This is a genomic window from Kineobactrum salinum (genome assembly GCF_010669285.1).
Lineage (GTDB): Bacteria > Pseudomonadota > Gammaproteobacteria > Pseudomonadales > Halieaceae > Kineobactrum > Kineobactrum salinum.
In genome coordinates this window covers 1,909,623-1,928,329 of the sequence record NZ_CP048711.1, presented here as the reverse complement: position 1 = coordinate 1,928,329, position 18,707 = coordinate 1,909,623, and the positions used below count along the sequence as shown (strand labels likewise).

General features: G+C 62.7%; 14 protein-coding genes. 4 read left to right on the top strand and 10 right to left on the bottom strand.

Annotated elements, in window-relative coordinates; translation table 11 throughout:
- Window positions 1-41: 41 nt before the first annotated feature.
- A complete protein-coding gene (locus G3T16_RS08245; protein ID WP_163494631.1) occupies window positions 42-935 on the bottom strand; it encodes a LysR family transcriptional regulator in 894 nt (297 codons plus the stop codon).
- A gap of 118 nt (window positions 936-1,053) precedes the next feature.
- On the opposite strand from G3T16_RS08245, the gene G3T16_RS08240 reads away from it, so the two are divergent.
- Entirely contained in the window at window positions 1,054-2,277 is a 1,224-nt protein-coding gene (locus tag G3T16_RS08240; RefSeq protein WP_163494630.1) for an acyl-CoA dehydrogenase family protein, read from the top strand.
- A gap of 56 nt (window positions 2,278-2,333) precedes the next feature.
- On the opposite strand, the gene G3T16_RS08235 is transcribed toward G3T16_RS08240, so the two are convergent.
- The 5 genes from G3T16_RS08235 to G3T16_RS08215 all read right to left on the bottom strand — a co-directional run bounded on the left by G3T16_RS08235 (window position 2,334) and on the right by G3T16_RS08215 (window position 10,968).
- Window positions 2,334-3,425, bottom strand: a complete 1,092-nt coding sequence (locus tag G3T16_RS08235; RefSeq protein ID WP_163494629.1) for a DUF917 domain-containing protein — start codon at window positions 3,423-3,425, stop codon at window positions 2,334-2,336.
- A 42-nt stretch (window positions 3,426-3,467) separates the two neighbouring features.
- Window positions 3,468-5,036 (bottom strand): hydantoinase/oxoprolinase N-terminal domain-containing protein, encoded by a 1,569-nt coding sequence (locus tag G3T16_RS08230; RefSeq protein WP_163494628.1) that lies wholly within the window; start codon window positions 5,034-5,036, stop codon window positions 3,468-3,470.
- A gap of 4 nt (window positions 5,037-5,040) precedes the next feature.
- Entirely contained in the window at window positions 5,041-7,158 is a 2,118-nt protein-coding gene (locus tag G3T16_RS08225; protein WP_197911962.1) for a TonB-dependent receptor, read from the bottom strand.
- A gap of 154 nt (window positions 7,159-7,312) precedes the next feature.
- Window positions 7,313-10,015 (bottom strand): LuxR C-terminal-related transcriptional regulator, encoded by a 2,703-nt coding sequence (locus G3T16_RS08220; protein ID WP_163494627.1) that lies wholly within the window; start codon window positions 10,013-10,015, stop codon window positions 7,313-7,315.
- Between the two features lie 212 nt (window positions 10,016-10,227).
- Entirely contained in the window at window positions 10,228-10,968 is a 741-nt protein-coding gene (locus tag G3T16_RS08215) for a lipopolysaccharide core heptose(II) kinase RfaY (protein ID WP_163494626.1), read from the bottom strand.
- A gap of 116 nt (window positions 10,969-11,084) precedes the next feature.
- On the opposite strand from G3T16_RS08215, the gene G3T16_RS08210 reads away from it, so the two are divergent.
- A complete protein-coding gene (locus tag G3T16_RS08210; protein WP_163494625.1) occupies window positions 11,085-13,097 on the top strand; it encodes an O-antigen ligase family protein in 2,013 nt (670 codons plus the stop codon).
- Here G3T16_RS08210 and G3T16_RS08205 read toward each other — a convergent pair.
- The 4 genes from G3T16_RS08205 to G3T16_RS08195 form a co-directional block, all read right to left on the bottom strand.
- A complete protein-coding gene (locus G3T16_RS08205; RefSeq protein ID WP_163494624.1) occupies window positions 13,082-14,158 on the bottom strand; it encodes a CDP-glycerol glycerophosphotransferase family protein in 1,077 nt (358 codons plus the stop codon). The genes G3T16_RS08210 and G3T16_RS08205 overlap by 16 nt on opposite strands.
- A 223-nt stretch (window positions 14,159-14,381) precedes the next feature.
- Window positions 14,382-14,621 carry a LuxR C-terminal-related transcriptional regulator gene (locus tag G3T16_RS21835; RefSeq protein ID WP_232059314.1) on the bottom strand — a complete coding sequence of 80 codons (240 nt, stop codon included), beginning with the start codon at window positions 14,619-14,621 and terminating at the stop codon, window positions 14,382-14,384.
- Window positions 14,622-14,638: 17 nt separating this feature from the next.
- Window positions 14,639-15,238 (bottom strand): hypothetical protein, encoded by a 600-nt coding sequence (locus G3T16_RS08200; RefSeq protein WP_232059313.1) that lies wholly within the window; start codon window positions 15,236-15,238, stop codon window positions 14,639-14,641.
- A gap of 41 nt (window positions 15,239-15,279) precedes the next feature.
- Window positions 15,280-16,161 (bottom strand): LysR family transcriptional regulator, encoded by an 882-nt coding sequence (locus G3T16_RS08195; RefSeq protein WP_163494623.1) that lies wholly within the window; start codon window positions 16,159-16,161, stop codon window positions 15,280-15,282.
- Between the two features lie 101 nt (window positions 16,162-16,262).
- On the opposite strand from G3T16_RS08195, the gene G3T16_RS08190 reads away from it, so the two are divergent.
- Both G3T16_RS08190 and G3T16_RS08185 read left to right on the top strand, forming a co-directional pair.
- Window positions 16,263-17,441 (top strand): acyl-CoA dehydrogenase, encoded by a 1,179-nt coding sequence (locus G3T16_RS08190; RefSeq protein ID WP_163494622.1) that lies wholly within the window; start codon window positions 16,263-16,265, stop codon window positions 17,439-17,441.
- Window positions 17,442-17,477: 36 nt separating this feature from the next.
- Window positions 17,478-18,689: a CaiB/BaiF CoA transferase family protein gene (locus G3T16_RS08185; RefSeq protein WP_163494621.1), complete on the top strand. Its 1,212-nt coding sequence runs from the start codon at window positions 17,478-17,480 to the stop codon at window positions 18,687-18,689.
- The last annotated feature ends 18 nt before the right edge of the window (window positions 18,690-18,707 follow it).

The following is an 18,707-nucleotide window of genomic DNA, read 5'->3' as shown; positions in this document are numbered from 1 at the left end:
TCAGCGAATGCCTGCGTCACCGGATCGGAGCAGGGACGGCTCTACTGCGTGAAGGTCGTCGAGAGAACTGCCTGACGTAACCAGAGAACCGCAGGGTCGTGATCGACGCTGCGGTGCCAGTACAACTGCAGCTCCAGAGGCGGCGTATCGAATGGCAATTTTTTAATGGTCAGCCCCCATTGGCAGGCCAGCGACTGTGGCACCGCCGCCAGGTAGTCGGTACCTGCGATAATCGCTGGCAGAGAGTAATAGTGTTGCAGCCGCAGCCCTACCTGCCGTTTTTTGCCGATCGAGCGCAGCGCCAGATCAATATGGCCGGTACCCTTGATACGGCTGGAAACGTGAACGTGTCGCGCTTTCAGATACTGCGTTTCGGTCAAGCGCCCGCGGGCCAGCGGGTGATCGGGATGCATAACGCAGACATAGTGATCCCGGCCCAGGGGCTGGCTCATCAATTCGGGATGATTGAGCAGCGGTGCGTCAATAGACAATTGCAGGTTCCCGTTGGCGAGTTCCAGCGGCACGTCGCGGCGGTCCAGGAAGCAGATTTCCAGCTTGACACCAGGTGCGGTAGCGGCCACATGGCGCACCAGTTGCGGCAGCAGAATGAATTCGGCGTGCGCGGTGGCGTTGACGCGAAAGGTCTGCCGAGCGCTGGCGGGAACAAAGTCCAGGCGCGCCTGCACGCAATCATCCAGGTTCTTCAGCGCCGCTCGCACCGGTTCGATCAACTGTCGTGCCAACGGGGTGGGCGTGACACCCCGGGGGCTGCGCACAAACAGGGGGTCTTCCAGTAATCCGCGCAGTCGCGCCAGTGAATTGCTGACCGCCGGTTGGGTGACATGCAGTACCTCCGCGGCGCGGGTCAGGCTCTGCTGGGCATAGATCGCGTCAAAGATCACGAACAGGTTGAGATCTATTTTCGACAGGTTCACCGGACGGCCTTGTTAGCATGACAAATCATCATTACAAGTGATGATTATATATCATAATAATAAATTAAAATAATGTGTCATTTTCGCGTAATCTGCATGCGACTCAAGAGGAATTTACATGGACTTCACGGCAAGCAAAAAATCCCGGGATCTGCTGGAGCGCCTGCAGGTTTTTATGGACCAACATGTTTACCCGAGTGAGCACTGCCACGCCGAGCAACTGCGCGCGGCGGAAAACCGTTTTGCGGCGCTGCCGCTGATAGACGAACTGAAAGACAAGGCCAGGAAGGCCGGCTTGTGGAACCTGTTTGTACCACCCTCGCACGGAGAATATGTACCCCACGGCGGTCTCACTTACAGCGAGTACGCACCGCTGGCAGAAGTGATGGGGCGGGTGACCTGGTCGCCGGAAGTGTTCAATTGCAACGCGCCGGACACGGGCAATATGGAAGTCTTCATGAATTACGGCAGCAAGGCGCAGCAGGAGCAATGGCTCAAGCCCCTGCTGGCAGGTGCGATTCGTTCATCCTACGCCATGACCGAACCGCAGGTGGCTTCGAGTGACGCCACCAATATCGAATTACGTATCGACAAACAGGACGGAGAATGGGTCTTGAACGGGCGCAAGTGGTTCATCACCGGCGCAATGTACGAGCGTACCAAAATTTTTATCGTGATGGGAAAATCGGACCCGGACAACCCCGACCGCCACCGTCAGCAAAGCCAGGTGCTGGTCCCTTGGGATACACCCGGGTTGAGCATCGTGAGGCCACTGACCACACTGGGTTATGACGACGCCCCAATCGGACACGCGGAATTGCTGTTTAACAACGTGCGAGTGCCGCTGGACAACGTGCTGCTGGGCGAAGGTCGCGGGTTTGAAATTGCGCAGGGTCGGCTCGGGCCGGGACGCATGCACCATTGCATGCGTCTGATTGGCGCCGGCCAGCGCTCTCTGGAACTGGCCTGCCAGCGTGCGGTGTCGCGCAGCACCTTCGGCCGTGCGTTGAGCAAGCACCAGTCCGTGCGCGAGGATATCTCGAAAAGTTTTTCAGAGATTGAAATGGCGCGGTTATTGGTGCTCAAGACCTGCGACAAGATCGATCGCGAGGGTGTGCAGGCCTCCGTCGACATGATCGCGGCAAGCAAAACGACAGTGCCGCTGCTGGTCCAGAACCTGATCGATCGCTGTATGCAGTTACACGGCGCGGGCGGTTTGACAGGGGATTATTTTATGGCAGAGGCTTTCAATTACGCGCGCTGGTGCAGGCAGGCAGACGGCCCGGACCAGGTGCACCAGATGGCCCTGGGCAAACAGATCATCGATCGCTATGCGGGCTGAGGGCCATTAAGGCAAGCCCGGTAATTATTGGAATGGCGCTGGTCGAGCGAGATGCGCTACAGTGACTCGATCGGCTGGAAATCCTCGTCCAGGCCGAACATGCGCGGTCCCAGCACTTCCAGGCTCTCCGGCCGGCGCAGCATTGGGTCGGCGCTGTAGCCCAGCACCTTGACCCTCTGGCCATAGGCCAGCATCTCGCCGGTCATGGGTTCGCCGGACTCCCGGTCGAGAATGGTGATCAGGTCCGGCACCACAGTGGCTGTCCTGCCATTCACCCGGGCGACGATGAACTCGTTGCGGATTTCGACCGTACACTGCTGGGCGGGATCGTCGATACCACACATAGTCGCCAGACCCCAGTGCCAGCCATCGCGGGTCTCGTGGGTCACATCAGTGATTTTGCCATCAAAGATGATCCGGGCAATGCGCCCCTCCCAACTGTTCAGGTAGGCCAGCAGCGGCTCAAAGACATCCCCGGCGCCTTCGCGGCCACGACGGATGGCGCGGCCGATCTCCAGGGTCTGGGACAGGGTGTCTTGCACCGCGCAGTCCTGTGCCTGCTTGCCGGACATGGGATAGATGGCGCTGAATGCCATCGCGCCCATGGCGCCGGTGACTACCCGGCAGATATCCTCTGCCATGCGGTCGCTGCTCGTTTCCACGTTGACGAAATTGCCGGAATCGTCCATCAGGATGCAGGGTGTGGCCCGCACACCGTAGATGCTGAAGGTGGTCATCTCCAGTTGCGGCACTGCGCGGCCGACACCGTCGGCATCGAGTACCGGTACACCGCTGATCGCGGACAGTGCGAGTGGGAACATCGAGTTGGCGCCACCGATCTCGGCGCTGATCAGTGCATCGATACGGCGCCCATAAAAAATCTCGGCCCTGGCCAGCAGTTGCAGCAGGGTTTTTTCGCTGACCAGATGCTCCAGGATTACGGTGGGGGCGCCGATGCCGGCGATCGATACCACGAAGGCGTCCTCGTCCAACTCGCCACTGGAGATCACGGTGGGATAGTGCCCTTTCCTGATCTGCTCGTGCACGAACAGCTCGCCGACGTAAGGGTCGCCGCCGCCACCGGTGCCGAGAAGCACGGCGCCGCGTGCCATATCCTGTATATCCTGAATGGAATCAATGGTGTACATCGAATATGCCCTTGTTGACTGCTGTGCTTATGGGGTCGGGGATCAACCGTCGAGTGCTGCCAGTGGCCCGACGGCGCGTACCCGGATCTGGGTGGAACCGGCGCGCATATGGGTCATCGGAAGCTCGGTGACTTCGACAATTTCGACCGCTCCGGCGGCGGCGCCGGCGGCTACCGCTGCATCGATCGCCTCGGCCCTGGCCTGGGCAAGGGCGGCGTCACGGCCCTGTGCATTGGTATCGTACAATTTGTCGACCCGGCCGCTGACCAGGGCGATCGCAGCGCCGACTGCGTTGGCCACCTCGGCATGGTCCGGCCTGATAATGCGGGAGGCCCCCTTCAGATCGCGCCCCACCAGGATATTGCCGCCGCCCACCAGGATCAGGGGCAGCGGCGCGGAGTTGACTTTGATCTGGTCGATGCCCGCCTCGATCCTGGCGTGCAGATCATCCAGCGCTGCCTTGATCGTCGCGGTGCTCAGATGGCGCAGCCGGTCGGGGTCGCCAATTCCGGCTTGGCCGGCGGCCACCGCAACGTCGCTGGCGGTGAGCGTGTCACCGCCGAAAATCAGACCCTCCTGCTGCAGGCGGTAGCCAACGGACTGCGGTCCCACCTGCCAGCGGCCGCCGACCTCGCGCACCAGGCTGCCACCACCGATGCCGATAGACAGCACATCGGGCATGCGGAAGTTGGTGCGCACCCCGCCGATGTAGTTTGCGGCAGTGGTCTCGCGCGGGAAGCCGTTGACCAGGAAGCCGATATCGGTGGTGGTGCCGCCGATGTCGGCCACGATCGCCGCTTCCAGCCCGGTCAGGAAGGCCGCCCCGCGGATACTGTTGGTGGGGCCGGCAGAACAGGTCAGAATCGGCAGTGCTGCTGCGGCTGCGGTGGTGATCAACGTGCCGTCATTCTGGCTGATAAAGATCGGCGCGCTGATCTTCAATTCTGCCAGAGCCTGCTGCAGGGACTGGATCACCCGGTCGGCCATCGCCGCCAGGCTGGCGTTGATGATGGCGGCATTCTCGCGGTCGATCAGGCCAATCCCGCCGACCTCCGAGGACAGGGTGATGCGCGCGTCGGGGATTTCCGACCTGACGATGTCGGCGCTGCGCACTTCCAGGTCCGGGCGAATGGGCGCGAAGTTGGCGGAGATCGCCACTGCGTTCAGGCCGCGTTCGCGGGCATCGCGGGCGGCGGCCCGCACCGCATCCTCGTCCAGCGGCGCATAGTCCTTGCCGGTGTAGAGGGAGCCGCCGCCCACCATGTAGACCTGGCCGCGCACCGCCTCGATGACATCGTCGGGCCAGCCGGCAAAGGGTGGCACTCCGTCGCCCTTGGGCAGCGACACACGGATGGTGGCGACCGGCGTCAGGTCGCGGCGCTGGACGAAGGCATTCACGAACTGGGTGGTACCGATCATCACCGCGTCGATGTCCGGCCGGTAGCTGCCGGCCTGGGCCAGGATCAGGTTGACTGCGTTGATTACGCCGCTGCGCACATCAGCGGTAGTGAAGGTCTTGGCGGTCGCGATTACCTCGCGGCCGTGCATCAACACCGCGTCGGTGTTGGTGCCGCCCACGTCGATACCGAGTCTCAAGCTGCGTTTAGTCATCTGCTCAGAATCCCAGTTTGGCTTCCACGCCCACCACACGGGGCGCCCCAAGATAGCCGATGGCGACGTCCAGGCCGCTGTACTTGGGCTGGAAGAATTCCCCGTAGTACTCCTCGTCCAGCAGGTTGCGGCCAAACAGGAACAGCTCCAGGTTGTCAAAGCGCACGCCCGCGCGGGCATTGACGATGTGGTAGGGGTCCTGCACGGCGTCGTTGTCCGCGGCCCAGTACTTCTTGCCGTAGTAGTGCCACTCCAGCCGCGCGAAACCATCCATACCGTCACCGAGCTCAGTGCCGTATTGCAGCGCACCGGTGGCGGATACAGGCATTGTGCGCGGCGTGTGATTGCCTTCATCCTCGGGGAACAGGCTTTCGCGGATATCGCTGTCGGTGAGGCCCAGCGCCAGTGAGGCGTCGAAACCGCCACCCAGAGCGGCCTGCAGTTCCAGTTCAAGCCCCTGGATGCGAACCTTGTCGATGGTGTCGATCACCTGGGAAGCGGTGGCCGCCTCCACATAAAAGAACTGATAGTCCTCCACCTCTGTGAGGAAGGCGGCGCCGCTGAGGTTCAGGCGGTTGTCCAGGAACTGGCTCTTGAAGCCGATCTCGAAGTTTTCCAGGGTCTCCTGCTCGAACTGGGTGACGTTCACGTTGGGCGCGTTGAAGCCCCCTGAGCGGAAACCGGTGCTGTAGGTGGCGTAATAGAGGCGCTCGTCCTGCGGCTGCCAGGTCAGGGTAACTTTGGGCTGCAGGTGGTCGAAGGTCTGGTCACGCGTACCGCCGCTGCCCAGGTTGGTCTGGTCGCGGCTGTCCTCGTCGTAGCGGGCGCCGGCTGTCAGCGTTAGGGTGTCGCTCAGGTCGTAGTCAAACTGGGCGAATACCCCCCAGGCTTCGTTGTCGTTGGTTTCGGCCTGGTTGGCGATCAGTAGCGCCGGGTTGTCGATCTGGCCGTAGCTGCCGTCCAGGTCGATAAAGCCGCGGGTTAGCAGCTCCTTGTCAGTCTGCAGATAGTTTGCTCCCAGCAGCCAGCGGAAACGCTGGTCGCCATTGGACACCAACCGGAACTCCTGGTTGAGGGTTTCGAAACCCAGGTCCTGGCCCTGGCCCACCTGGATACCCAGGCCCTGGAAACCTCCGGGGGAGTCCACCGGATTACGGAAGTCCAGGTCGGCGCGATTGAACTGTTCGAAATCGGTATAGCCGGTAATGCTGGTGAAGGTGGCGAAGCCAAGGTCATAGTCAAGCTTGGCGGTGTAGTCCCGGGTCTCGCCATCGGTAAAGCCGGTCAGGTTCGATTGCGGGTCGACGAAATCGTTGGGGTCGCCGGAAAACACGGCCGAGTAGTAATTGCTGCCGCCCCTGTAGTCGCTGAACTCGGCGCGCAGGTCGACGGTCAGAGCCTCGGTTGGCATCAGCAGCACACGACCCCGCACCGAATAGTCATCATCGATAAAGTCTGCTTCGTCACCGTTGAAGCTGTTTTCTATCAGACCGTCGTAGCTTTTGTAATTGGCGGTAAGGCGGAACAGCGCCTTGTTCTCGACGATCGGTCCCGCGACCGCGGCGGTCATGCTATAGCTATCGCCCTCGGCGTAGCTGCCGCGCAGATATCCCTCGAACTCGTTGCCCGGTGCACGGGTGACCACATTGATGGCGCCGCCCACCGCATTGCGGCCATACAGGGTGCCCTGTGGTCCGCGCAGCACTTCCACCTGCTCGAGGTCGAACAGGTTGACGCCGATGGTTTCCTGGTTGGTCTGCTGCACACCGTCGACGATGAAGGCGATGGGCGGATCAGCGTTGTTGATCTGGGTCAGTCCGCGCATGGTAATGAATGCGCTGCGATAGCTGTTGCCACGATCAAAGGTGACATTGGGCACCTGGGAGATCACATCCTCGGTACTTGTGATGCCGGCATCCTCGATGGCCTGCGCGGTGAAGGCGTTCACCTGGATGGGGACATCGGCCAGTGATTCCGAGCGCTTCTGGGCAGTGACGACAATCTCCTCAAGCATGGTGCCTTCGGACTGTGCCAGCGCAGTGCTCGCGGCCGTGCCGAGCCCGCCACACAATGATGTGGCCATCAGCGACCTGGTCAGCAACTGCAAAGTATTCTTTTCCATGTGGACCCCACCGTTCAGCTTGTAGTGCCGGTTATGGAAGCACGCAGGCTCGCGTCCTGCCACGCTTGCGGCGGGTAGTGAGGAAGTTTTGTGGGGTAGTTCCGTGGGCGGGGGCTGCCCACTACCCGGGCAGAGGGCGGTGTCCCGGGTGGGTTCAGATTGAACCGCGATCCTGCAGCACCCTGGCCGCCGCTGCCCTGCGGCTGGAAACACCCAGCTTGGCGTAGATCTTTTTCAGGTGGTATTTGATGGTGTTGTCTGTGATGCCCAGCCGGCGGGCGATGAGTTTGTTGGAGGCGCCGTCGGCGAGGTGCGCAACGATCTCTGCCTCGCGCTCGTTGAGGGTGTTGGGGTCGTCGAACTGACGGTCGCTGTCCAGGGCTTTGAGCACTGCGCTGACGTGGCCCTGTTCAAAGCTGGTCTGCGGCGCCTCGGCGAGCGCCTGCAACAGGGGTAGCAGCGCTTCACCTTCGCCGGCGAACGGAGCCAGGAAACCGTCCGGGAAGGCCGCGCGGACGGCTTCTGAAAGAGCCTCCCGGGCGGCGGTTTCGGCGCCGCCGCAGGCACGGGCCCGAGCCAGTTGGACCAAACCCTTGATGTACGTACCGCTGCGGCCGCCCGCGCGGCCCTCTTCAATCATGTGCTGTGCCAGCTCAGTGGCTCTGGCGGTTTCGCCCCGCGCCAGTTCCAGCTGCACCAGGATCCGGCTCGCAAGCTCCCGGGTGCGCCAGGGCGTGAAATTTTTCCCCGGCTCGGCCACTGCCGCCAGACCGGCATCGGCGGCCAGCTGGGCGGCTCGCTCCGTACGGCCGGCGCGGAGGTGGCAGCCCGCCTCCAGGGCATCCAGCAGACTGTCGAGACAGCGCATGCCAAGACGTTTGAGGTGCGCGCGCTGTGCGCCGATTTCACGCAGCGCGGCGTCGATGCCATGGCGCCTGTAGGCGCCGTCGACCAGTACAGGTGCCGCGATGGCATATTGTTCGTACCAGGCCTCGCCATCGCCGAATTCGTCCAGCGCAAGGCGCATCGCGTCGGCGCTGCGCACATGGTATTGGCGTTCGTGATCCACCGCCGCCAGGGCGATGCGGGCCATGGCGTTGCGGACCCTGGCGCCGGTCTGCGTACCGGGAGGCAGGCGCAGGATCGCGTTGGCCTGTTCGGCCACCGCGCCCAGCGTGCCTCGTGCCAGGCCCAGCAGCAACTCGTGAACAACCAGGTGTTGTGCGCCAAACTGGTCGATACCGCTGGCTTCGAAGGTGTCGCGAGTGCGTTCCAATGCCCGCTGGGCGGCATCGAGTGCTCCCCGGGGCAGTTCCAGGGCGAGCTGGACGTTTTCGCACCAGGCCCACATCAGCGGTGTCTCCGGTGCCAGCGCGCGGATGCGCGCCATCTTCGGTTCGCAGTCGGCAGCGGCGCCATGGATGTAGCCATCGAACAGCACCTCCAGGGCCAGCCCCTCACATTCCAGGCGGTCCGCAGCTTCATTCACGGCATCGCGATAGCCATTGGTTTGCTCGCGAATGCCGGCCAGCATGGTCTTGGCCTCGCCGAAGAAACCGGCCTTGAAGTGGGCCAGCGCGCTGACCATTTGCAATCGGGGCCACTGGTCACGGTATTCCACCGGGACCTCGCGCAATATGGTGCGCAATTCGCCAGCGCCGAAGCGCAGGAATATTTCGAAATAAGGCAATTCCCTGAGCATCACCTGGAGCGTGCCGTCGTCGCGGCTGTCCAGGGCGTGGCAGAGGGCATCAGCGTAGCGCTCGTGTTGCCACAGCCACTGTGCTGCGCGCTGGTGCAGCACAGTGGCGCGGCCGGGATGTTGTTGCAGCCTGCCCTGGGCGTATTCCGATACCAGCGGATGCAGCCGGTAGGCGATGTCATCCCCGGCATGGCTTTGTTGCAGCAGTTCCGGCAGCAGTTCGCTGAGTTCTTCCAGCAGGCCGGCGCTGTTGGTGGTATTGCGAATACAGTCTGCCAGGGCCGCCTCGCAGTAATCGCTGATGGACAAATCCATCAGCAGAGATTGATGTGATGGAGGCAGCGCGGAAAATACCTGTTCCGCGAGATAGTCGGCCACTTCCGTGGCACGGCCGGTGAATCGTGGCACACGCCCGCTCTTGCCTGCCCGTTCCCGCCACAGGCGGTACAGTTGTACTGCAACGGGCCAGCCCTCTGTGTGTTCCGCGACCTGAGCGACTTCCGGACTGTCCGGTGGCCGTTCCAGCACCTGGGCCAGTTCCTCGTTGCCCAGGCGCAGCTCGTTCGCCTCGATCAGGCGCACACCGCCCTGCGCGCGCAGCAGGGACAGGGATATCGAGGGTTTGACGCGGCTGGCCAGTGCCAGATGCACACCATCGGGCAGCACGTCGATCAGTTCCCGCACCAGTGCGGCTATGGGCGGATGATCCACCCGTTCAAACTCATCGATGATCAGTACTGCGGGGGTCTCGATCTGTTCCAGGCCGAATACCAGATGGTCCAGCGTGATATCCGCACCGGCGTCGCCAATGGCCCGCTCCAGATCCGTGCCGAGGCCGAGGCCGGCATCCACCAGCGCGCTGGCGAGCATTTTCAGGAAGGCGGATGGGTCCCGGTCGACATTGGCGGCGCTATACCAGGCCGCGCGTATCTGGCGCGCGCGCAGGCGGTGCCACCACTGGGCCAGCAGCGTGGTCTTGCCGTAGCCCGGGGGTGCCACCAGCACCGTCAGGCGCAGGCCGCGTGCCAGATTGAGGGAGCGCATTGCCAGTTCGCGTTGGCACAGGGTGACCGCCTGATAGGGCGGGCGCAGCCGGCGCCGGGTCGCGCGACTGCGCGAGCTCAGGGCGGAATTGTGGGCGTCCGGTCGAGGCATCGGGTGGAATCAGCAGCTAATTGATATGATGATTGCATATCGGTCCTCGCGGCGCCAACGTCGGCCACGCTGATGGCGTTGAAAATTCGGGTGGTGAGTCGGTGCGAATATTCGTGCGTCCTCACCACCGGGATCTCTGCGAGGCCACCCGCCGCGGTGGAACGGGGCGCGGCCCCGCGCCAGTAATCACGACACCGACGTGTCTGGGAGCATTATTCCCTGTACTCCCGCTTTTTACGCTTGGCATCCGAGATCGCCCGCCGCAGCCAGGTAGCGAACCGGAAACCGGCTGATTTGCGCTCCTTCTCCGACAAATGCTCAATACCTTCCGGCATGGTATGCAGGAAGTGGGCATATTCCATTCGTGTCGAGTGTTTGTTGAAGCAACGAGGCTTCGTCAATTTGAAGTCAATGAAAAACACTTTGCCGTCGTCTACCAGAAAGTTCTGTGCCTTGGGGTCGCCACGGGTATAGCCCTTGCTGTGCAAGCGCTGGAGTTCATGGGAAACAGCTGGCGCATCCTCTGGAGTTGCGGGCCGGCCGTTCTGATAGCGATACAGAAAAAAACTGTAGGTGACGAATCCATAGGATCTGAATTCCGCCGCCAGTACTGGCTCTGGGCAGGCGAAGCCCAGTTCTTTGAGCCTTACGTGGCTATTTTGCACCCTTATGGCTTCGCCGGGACGAAACACGGTCATGAAACGCTCCCAGAGACGATTGTTCCGATTCCTGGGTTCCTTGATTACCAGGTTGGGAAGCGAACCAGTATTCACTCTGGCAACGTAGTTGTGCTTGTTGTTCTTGATTTCCTGAACAACTTCGTAGCGATTGTCCAGGCAGTCGTCCAGTATCTGCCTGGCGTCAGCTTCGGGAAGGGCGCTTTTCACAGTGTAACCGCGGTGTGTGAATTGGCTGCTCATGACGTAACGCAGTGAGGTTTCATTGTGCCGCATCCTTTGTCGGCGTTGGAATCCGCGGGAGTACCTGCGCTATAGTAGCGCCGCGGCGATTGGCTCCGGTGGGCCGGGGTTAGCCACGATGGCCACGCAGATTGACGAGAGTATACACAATGATTCCATCGCCACGAGGCCGACAGTTGCTGGTGGGCCTGGCGGTCGCCGGTTTCGCGGGGTCTCTGGTGTACTCCAGCCTGCTGACGGCGGCGGTCTTCCTGCTCGCTGGCGCCGCATGCTTGCCCTCGTTGCGCCGACTGCTCACTGCTACCGGCTGGGGGCGCCCGCGCGAACTGCGTTTGCTGCATTTCGCTTGCTGGTTCCCGGTGTTGGTCTATGTGCTGTTCTGGGCCCACTCCGGATTTGACTACCATGCTCTGAAAGAGCTGGATGGCCCCGCCCGTCTTCTGCTGTTCTGGCCGCTGGTGCTAGCCTTGAGCTGGTCCGGACTCGGAGCCAGAGAATTGTTCCACGGCTTTGCGCTGATGGCACTGGGCGCCGCATTGCACACCGGGGTCAGCCTCTATCTGGCGTCTCCGCCGCTGGGACAGCCGCTGCGCACCGGCCTGTGGATCAATCCCATTACCTTGGGCAATCTTGCGTTACTGGCTGCGACCGTGATGCTGTCCGCCGCGATCTGCTGGTGGCGGCAGCAGCAACTGTGCCGGGTCTGGTTGGCACTGGGCCTCGCTGGTCTTGCGCTTGGCGCCGCGCTGCTGACCCAGACCCGGAGCAATCTGCTGGCTCTGCCGTTGCTGTTTGCCGTGCTGTCGTTGCAGCTGTCTGGCCGCCAGCGTTTCCTTGTCTTGCTGGCGGGCGGCTTGCTGCTGGTACTGGCGGTGGCGGGCAGCCACCGGATTCTGGGTACACTGAACGGTCTGCAATTGGGTGAACTCGATGTACAGATGACAGCCCGTCTGGCGGTTTGGGATATCGCCTGGACGCAGTTTGCCAACGATCCCTGGACCGGCAGCGGCCTGACTGGCTATCGTGATGCTGTGCAGGCCGCGGTCGCGGCGGGTGCGCTTGCGCAGCCGGAGTTTGTACTCGACTGCTGTGCCAGCCACGCCCACAACGATCTCCTGCAAAGCCTCGCCACACGCGGTGTGGTCGGCGGTCTGAGCTGGCTGATGTTGATCGTCATACCTCTCACCGTTTTTGCCCGGTATCTGGGTTCCGCCGAGCCGAAGGTGGCCTTTGTTGCCTCGGTGGGGGTGTTGCTGCCTGTGGGCTATGCCGTTTTCGGCCTGACCGAGGCTGTGTTCTCGCGCACACTGTTTGTCACCTTCTTCCTGCTGACTCTGGCGGCCTGCGGTGCCGCGCTGGTCCTGGAGCTGCAAGCTGCCTGCCGCCGCCCTCGTGCAGTGAGCGTGTCGGCGATTGTGATTACGCGGGACGAAGAAGAGCACATAGGTGACTGTCTGGCTTCGGTGGCTGCGGTCGCCGATGAAATTATTGTGCTGGACAGCGGCAGCGCCGACGCCACCGTCGCCATTGCCCGGCAGCACACTGACAAGATAGTGGAGACCGACTGGCCCGGCTTCGGTATCCAGAAGCAGCGTGCCCTGGAACGTGCGACAGGAGACTGGGTGCTGTCCATTGATGCGGACGAGCGGGTGAGCCCGGCCCTGGCGGCGGAGATTAATCATGTGCTGGCCGCCCCGGATGCGGATGCCTATCGCCTGCCCTGGGCCGTGACGATATACGGCAGCCGGCTTGACTTTGGGCGTAGCGGGCGCGCACCGCTACGCTTGTTCCGGCGGGATGGCGTGCGCTTTTCCGACGCCATGGTGCACGAGAAGATTTTACTGCCGGAGGGGCGGCGGGTGCATACGCTGCGCGGCAGACTAGTGCATTTCACACACCGGGACTTCGGGCATGCGCTGCAAAAAGGTGCTCAGTACGCCTGGCTGGGTGCCTGCGAGAAGCATCGGCAGGGCAAGCGTGTGCGCTCGCTGATATATCCCACGGTACGCGGCATGCTTACCTTTGTTCAGGTCTATCTGCTGCGCCTGGGGTTCCTGGACGGGCAGGTGGGCTTTCTCTCGGCGGTGCTGTATGCGCAGGTGAGTTTCAACAAGTATGCGGGGCTTTGGACCCGCGATCGGCCTCGCTACGCTGCGGACTGAGCAGTGGCCCGCAGGGCTTTGCGCAGGCGGTTGCGCATCTTCAGTTTGCGCCACAGGTTCAACGGCTTGCGCCGCGGTGCTGGCCCTGCCGCCAGCACGTCATTCACTGCATCCAGAACCCGCCCGCTGGACTGCCCGTCGGTGAATTCATGCAGTTCGTGGCACAGGTCGCGCGCCGCCTCAAGCAATGCGGTGGGCCGTTCGAGCGCTTGGGCCAGCGCTGGTTCCACGTCGTTGACATGCTCCACATCCAGCAGCCACGGGCCAGCCATGCGACTGCGGTAGGTCACCACCGGCCGATTCAGGAACATGAACTCGAACATAATGGAGGAGGTATCGCAGAGCATCACATCCGCTTCGGCCAGTAGCGGCAGCAAGTCTGAGTTGCTGTCGATGAAGCGGAGGTTGGGCCCGCTCAGCGCACGGTAGCGGGCTACCACTTCCGGATTCATTTTCGGGTGCAGGGTGACGAGGAAGCGCCATTTTCCGCTCCCTGCAAGCCTGGCGATGACACTTTCCATGGTCGGTGCGGAGGTGATCGACCGGCTGAATGTGGATGCATAGAACACCACTGGAGGTTCATCGTTTCCACGGGGCCTGGGGCCCGCCGGCGCACCCGCCAAAAACAACGGATCGAGCTTGGGCCAGCCAGTTTTGGCGACGCGAAAGTGGCCGTGGCCGGCAGCCAGTGCCGTGAATTTCGCGGTATCTGTTGTGGCATGAGTACAGTACAGGTCGAACCAGCCCCGGATGGTGTAATGGTCGCTCTCCGCTTCACTGGTGTGACCGCGTTTATTGCGGGCCAGACCGTGGAAGACTTCCACCTTGATGCCCGGGAGAAAATTCGGTACCCAGTCTCCCGGCACGAATGTGGCCACAGCCGGGTAAGCGCAGGCCTCGGCCAGCGTACGCAATCGATGCTCGTCCTCCCTGAGTGGAGCCGCGCTGCAGCCAGCCACAAACCACGCCACCTCGTCACCCCGGCGCTGGATCTCGGCCTGCAGCGGGCGCAGGATGGAGTAGGCATAGGGTTGATTTACAAAAAACAGATAGCGGCGCATGCGGGTGTCCAGCGTCCCGGGTCAGAAATCGTGGAGTCTAACACAGGGGGCCGCCTGGACGGGGCAACCGGAAGCGGTCGATCAGGATCAAACCGATCCCTGTCGTGCAGGTGGGCCAGAATTCTGTGGAGGTTTCAGCGGGTGTTCAGGCGCTACACTGGGCGAAGGCGGCAAACCTGTCCACAGGCGTTGTCTCATACCGTGGTGTCTGCGCCAGCGCGGCTCACGGTCTTCGGTTGTCCGCTCGCTGCGGCGGCTGCAGGTAGCTGATCAGGGTATCGCCGCCGGCATAGTTGCCCGCGCTCATCAGTGAGTCCAGAAACAGGTAGAACAGCTCGGCCTGGGAGCTGATCTCGAGTTTGGCGTAGGCGTGCTTGCGGTGCAGTTTTACCGTTTCCACCGAGATGGACAGTTTTTCCGCCAGGGTCCTGGTGCTGTGCCCATGCAGCACCAGATTGATCACCTGCGCCTCGCGCTCGGTCAGCAGGCTGCTGCCGAACTGGTGCAGGGCGGTATGCAGCTGAGCGCGCAGGTTGACCGCGCCCTGCTGGGCAGGGGGGGACGTGCCTGCCAGTGCTGTTGGCAGAGGACTTCGATTACCGGCCGCACGGCGGCCAGCGCGTTCACCTGGGCGCGGCTGAAATTGGTGCCCGAGTGCGTCCTGCCCAGCGCGATATTGATGAAGCCCTGTTTGCCGTTGGGCAGCAGGAAGCCGCATTCGTCCTGGTAGCCGCAGTTGCGGTACCAGGTCTTGTAGTACTCGCTGTCGCGGAAGCCGGTGGGAGCCAGGTCCCGCAGGCGGAACACACCAAAGCGCCGGTCGCGGCTGGCGGCCAGATAGAACGGGTCCAGCACGAAAGCGCCGGCGACAAACACATCCAGCGTGGAACTGCCAGTGCTGTCGGGCACTTCATAGTACTCGATCACCGGCAGATCGGTTTCCGGATACACCACTACGGTTGCATCATCGATGGGCACCAGGCATTTCAGCGTGGTTATCAACTGCTCCACGAAGTCATCCTGCCGCAGACGGCTGATCAGCCTGGCGAGCTGCTGATGGTATTGTTCATTGACGGGCATCTGCTGGAGTGGACCTGAGCTGGAAACAACGGATTATCTCATCATAACTGCAAAGCGCTCCAATCCAAAAAGGCCTGGTTGGCGCGGGAGATACTGCGGCTGCGCCGCTTGGCCAGGGCCATGCTGAGCGTGGCCTCGGCCTGCAGCGGTACGGCGCGCAGGCCGGGTTCCTGCTCTGCCACCATGCGCAGCCCGATGGTGGTGCCCATGCCCTGCCGGACCATCCGGATCAACAGCGGCAGGAAATTGCTCTGCAGCCGCAGGTCGGGGGTGACGCCGGCTGCGGCACAGAGCTGGTCCAGGTGATTGCGGATGTAATAGCCGCTTTCGTAAACCACCATGGGTGCATCCTGTAGTTCCGCTACCGGAATTGTTTCGCGCTCGGCCCAGGGATGATCCGGCGGCATGCACAGCACCATCTGCTCATCCACCAGTGGCACCATTTCCAGTTCCTGCTGTTCCGGCCTGCCGTTGACACTGATCACACCCAGTTCGATCTCATCCTCCAGCAGCCATTGTTCAATATGGTGGGTGCCAGCCTGGGTCACGGAAGTGCGCAGCCGCGGGTGCTGGTCCAGGAAGCGCCCCAGCAGTTCGGGCAGGTAATAGGTGGCGAGCATGGAGGGGCAGGCGATTGCCAGCTCTCCCTGCAGCAGGCCCCGCAACTCGGCGCTGGATTGTTGCAGCTCGGCGACCTGGCGCAGGATGGCGCTGGCACTGACCAGCAGCGCCGCCCCTTCCGCGGTTAGCATTACGTGGCGGCCGCTGCGATCGAACAGCGTCAGGCCCAGCTCCTCCTCCAGCTTGCGCACCGCGATACTGACGGCGGGCTGTGCCATGTGCAGGCGTTCGGCCGCGCGGCTGAAGCTCTGTTGTGCGGCGACCTCGCGGAAGATGTCCAGTTTGCGCAAATCCATTTCCATATATTACACATATGCAAACTATAGAAAACATATATTTTGTTAATGAAGCATAGTTTGCTAGGGTGTCTTCCAGACTATTTGAACCTCCGGAGTAGTGAGCGATGGCAAAGAACTGGCAACGACTGGACTGGCAGGATCCCTTTCTGCTGGAGCAACAGCTCAGTGATGAACAGCGCATGGTGCGCGACAGTGCGCGGCAGTACGCCGCGGCCAAACTGGCTCCACGAGTGCGCCAGGCCTTCCGCGACGAGAGCACGGATCCGGCCATCTTCCGGGAAATGGGCGAACTGGGCCTGTTGGGCAGCACGATTGATGGCTACGGTTGTCCGGGTGTCGACTACATCAGCTACGGCCTGGTGGCGCGGGAAGTGGAGCGGGTGGATTCCGGCTATCGCTCCATGATGAGTGTGCAGTCCTCGCTGGTGATGTACCCCATCCACGCCTACGGCAGCGAGGCACAGCGGGAGAAATACCTGCCCAGGCTGGCGACCGGCGAGTGGATCGGCTGCTTCGGCCTGACCGAGCCAGACCACGGTTCCGACCCCGGTTCCATGGTCACCCGCGCCCGCAGCGTGGACGGTGGCTACAGTATCAGCGGCGCCAAGATGTGGATTACCAACAGCCCCATTGCCGATGTATTCGTGGTCTGGGCCAAGACCGATGACGGCAAGATTCGCGGCTTTATCCTGGAGAAGGGCATGCCGGGGCTGAGCGCGCCCAAGATCGAGGGCAAGCTGGCCCTGCGTGCCTCCGTTACCGGTGAGATCGTGATGGAAGATGTGCGCGTGGGCGAGGAGCAGTTGCTGCCCAATGTCGAGGGTCTGAAGGGTCCCTTCGGTTGCCTCAACAACGCCCGCTACGGCATCGCCTGGGGCGCGCTGGGCGCGGCGGAGAGCTGCTGGTTCGCGGCTCGCGACTACACCATGGAGCGCACCCAGTTCGGCCGTCCGCTGGCCGCCAACCAACTGGTTCAGCTCAAGCTGGCCGACATGCAGACCGAAATCAGCCTGGGGCTGCAGGGCTGCTTCCGGGCCGGCCAACTGATGGATGCGGGCCAGATTGCGCCGGAGCTGATTTCGCTGATCAAGCGCAACTCCTGCGGCAAGTCCCTGCATATTGCCCGCCAGGCCAGGGACATGCTGGGCGGCAACGGCATTTCCGACGAGTACCCGGTGATGCGCCATATGGTGAACCTGGAGGTGGTCAACACCTACGAGGGCACGCACGATGTGCATGCCCTGATCCTGGGCCGTACCCAGACCGATATCCCCGCGTTTTGAGCTGCCGGAGGATGCCGCGGCGCGGCGGATACTGATATGGGCGCATTGTCTCACCTGAAGGTACTGGACCTGTCGCGGGTGCTGGCCGGTCCCTGGGCCAGCCAGATGCTCGCCGACCTGGGCGCCGAAGTCATCAAGATCGAGCGCCCCGACGGAGGTGATGACACCCGTGCCTGGGGACCACCCTTCATGCCCGGTGCGGACGGCGAATCCAGTGGTGAATCCGCCTATTTTCTGTGCACCAACCGCGGCAAGCAATCGGTGTGCGTGGATCTGAAGTCGGACGAGGGACAGCAGACCCTGCGGGCGCTGGCGCGGGACTGCGATGTGGTACTGGAGAATTTCAAGGTCGGCGATGCGGCCCGCTACGGGCTGGACTATGCCAGCCTGGCGGTGCTCAATCCGCGACTGGTGTACTGTTCCATCACCGGCTTTGGCCAGACCGGCCCCTTGCGCGAACGGCCCGGTTACGACTTCCTGATGCAGGCCATGGGCGGTCTGATGAGCGTCACCGGCCAGCCGGACGGCAGTCCGGGCGCCGAGCCGATGAAAGTGGGGGTGGCGCTGACCGATGTCATGACCGGCCTCTACGCCGCGGTGGGCATCCTGGCGGCGCTGGCAGAGCGCGAGCGCTCCGGCCACGGGCAGCATGTGGACCTGGCGCTGCTGGATGTCACCGCCGCCACCCTGGCCAACCAGGCCACCAACTTCCTGGTGGGTGGCGTGAATCCAGGCCGGCTGGGCAATACCCATCCCAGTATTGTGCCCTACCAGAGCTTTGTGGCCCGGGACGGCCACCTTATCGTGGCGGTGGGCAACGACGCCCAGTTCCGCCGCTTCGTCGCTGTGCTGGAGTGTCCGGAGCTGGCGGACGATGCCCGCTTTGCCAGCAACCAGTTGCGGGTGCGGCACCGGGAGCAGCTGATCCCTCTGTTGCAGGCGCGCATGTTGTTGCGGGACAAGGCGGACTGGCTGCAGCGGCTGGCTGCGGCCGGAGTGCCGGCGGGGCCCATCAACAGTGTGGCTGAGGTCTTTGCCGAGCCCCAGATCCGGGCGCGGGAGATGCGGGTTACGGTGCCGCATCCCCTTAATCCGGCGCTGGAATTGGTGGGCAACCCGATCAAGCTGTCCCGTACACCCGTCCGCTATGAGGCCGCACCACCGCTGCTGGGCCAGCATACGCAGTCCGTCCTGGCCGCACTGGCGGCGGCCCGGCAGTCCGGGGAGCCTGTCGGGGCAGAAGACTGATCTGCCGCGGCAAGATCA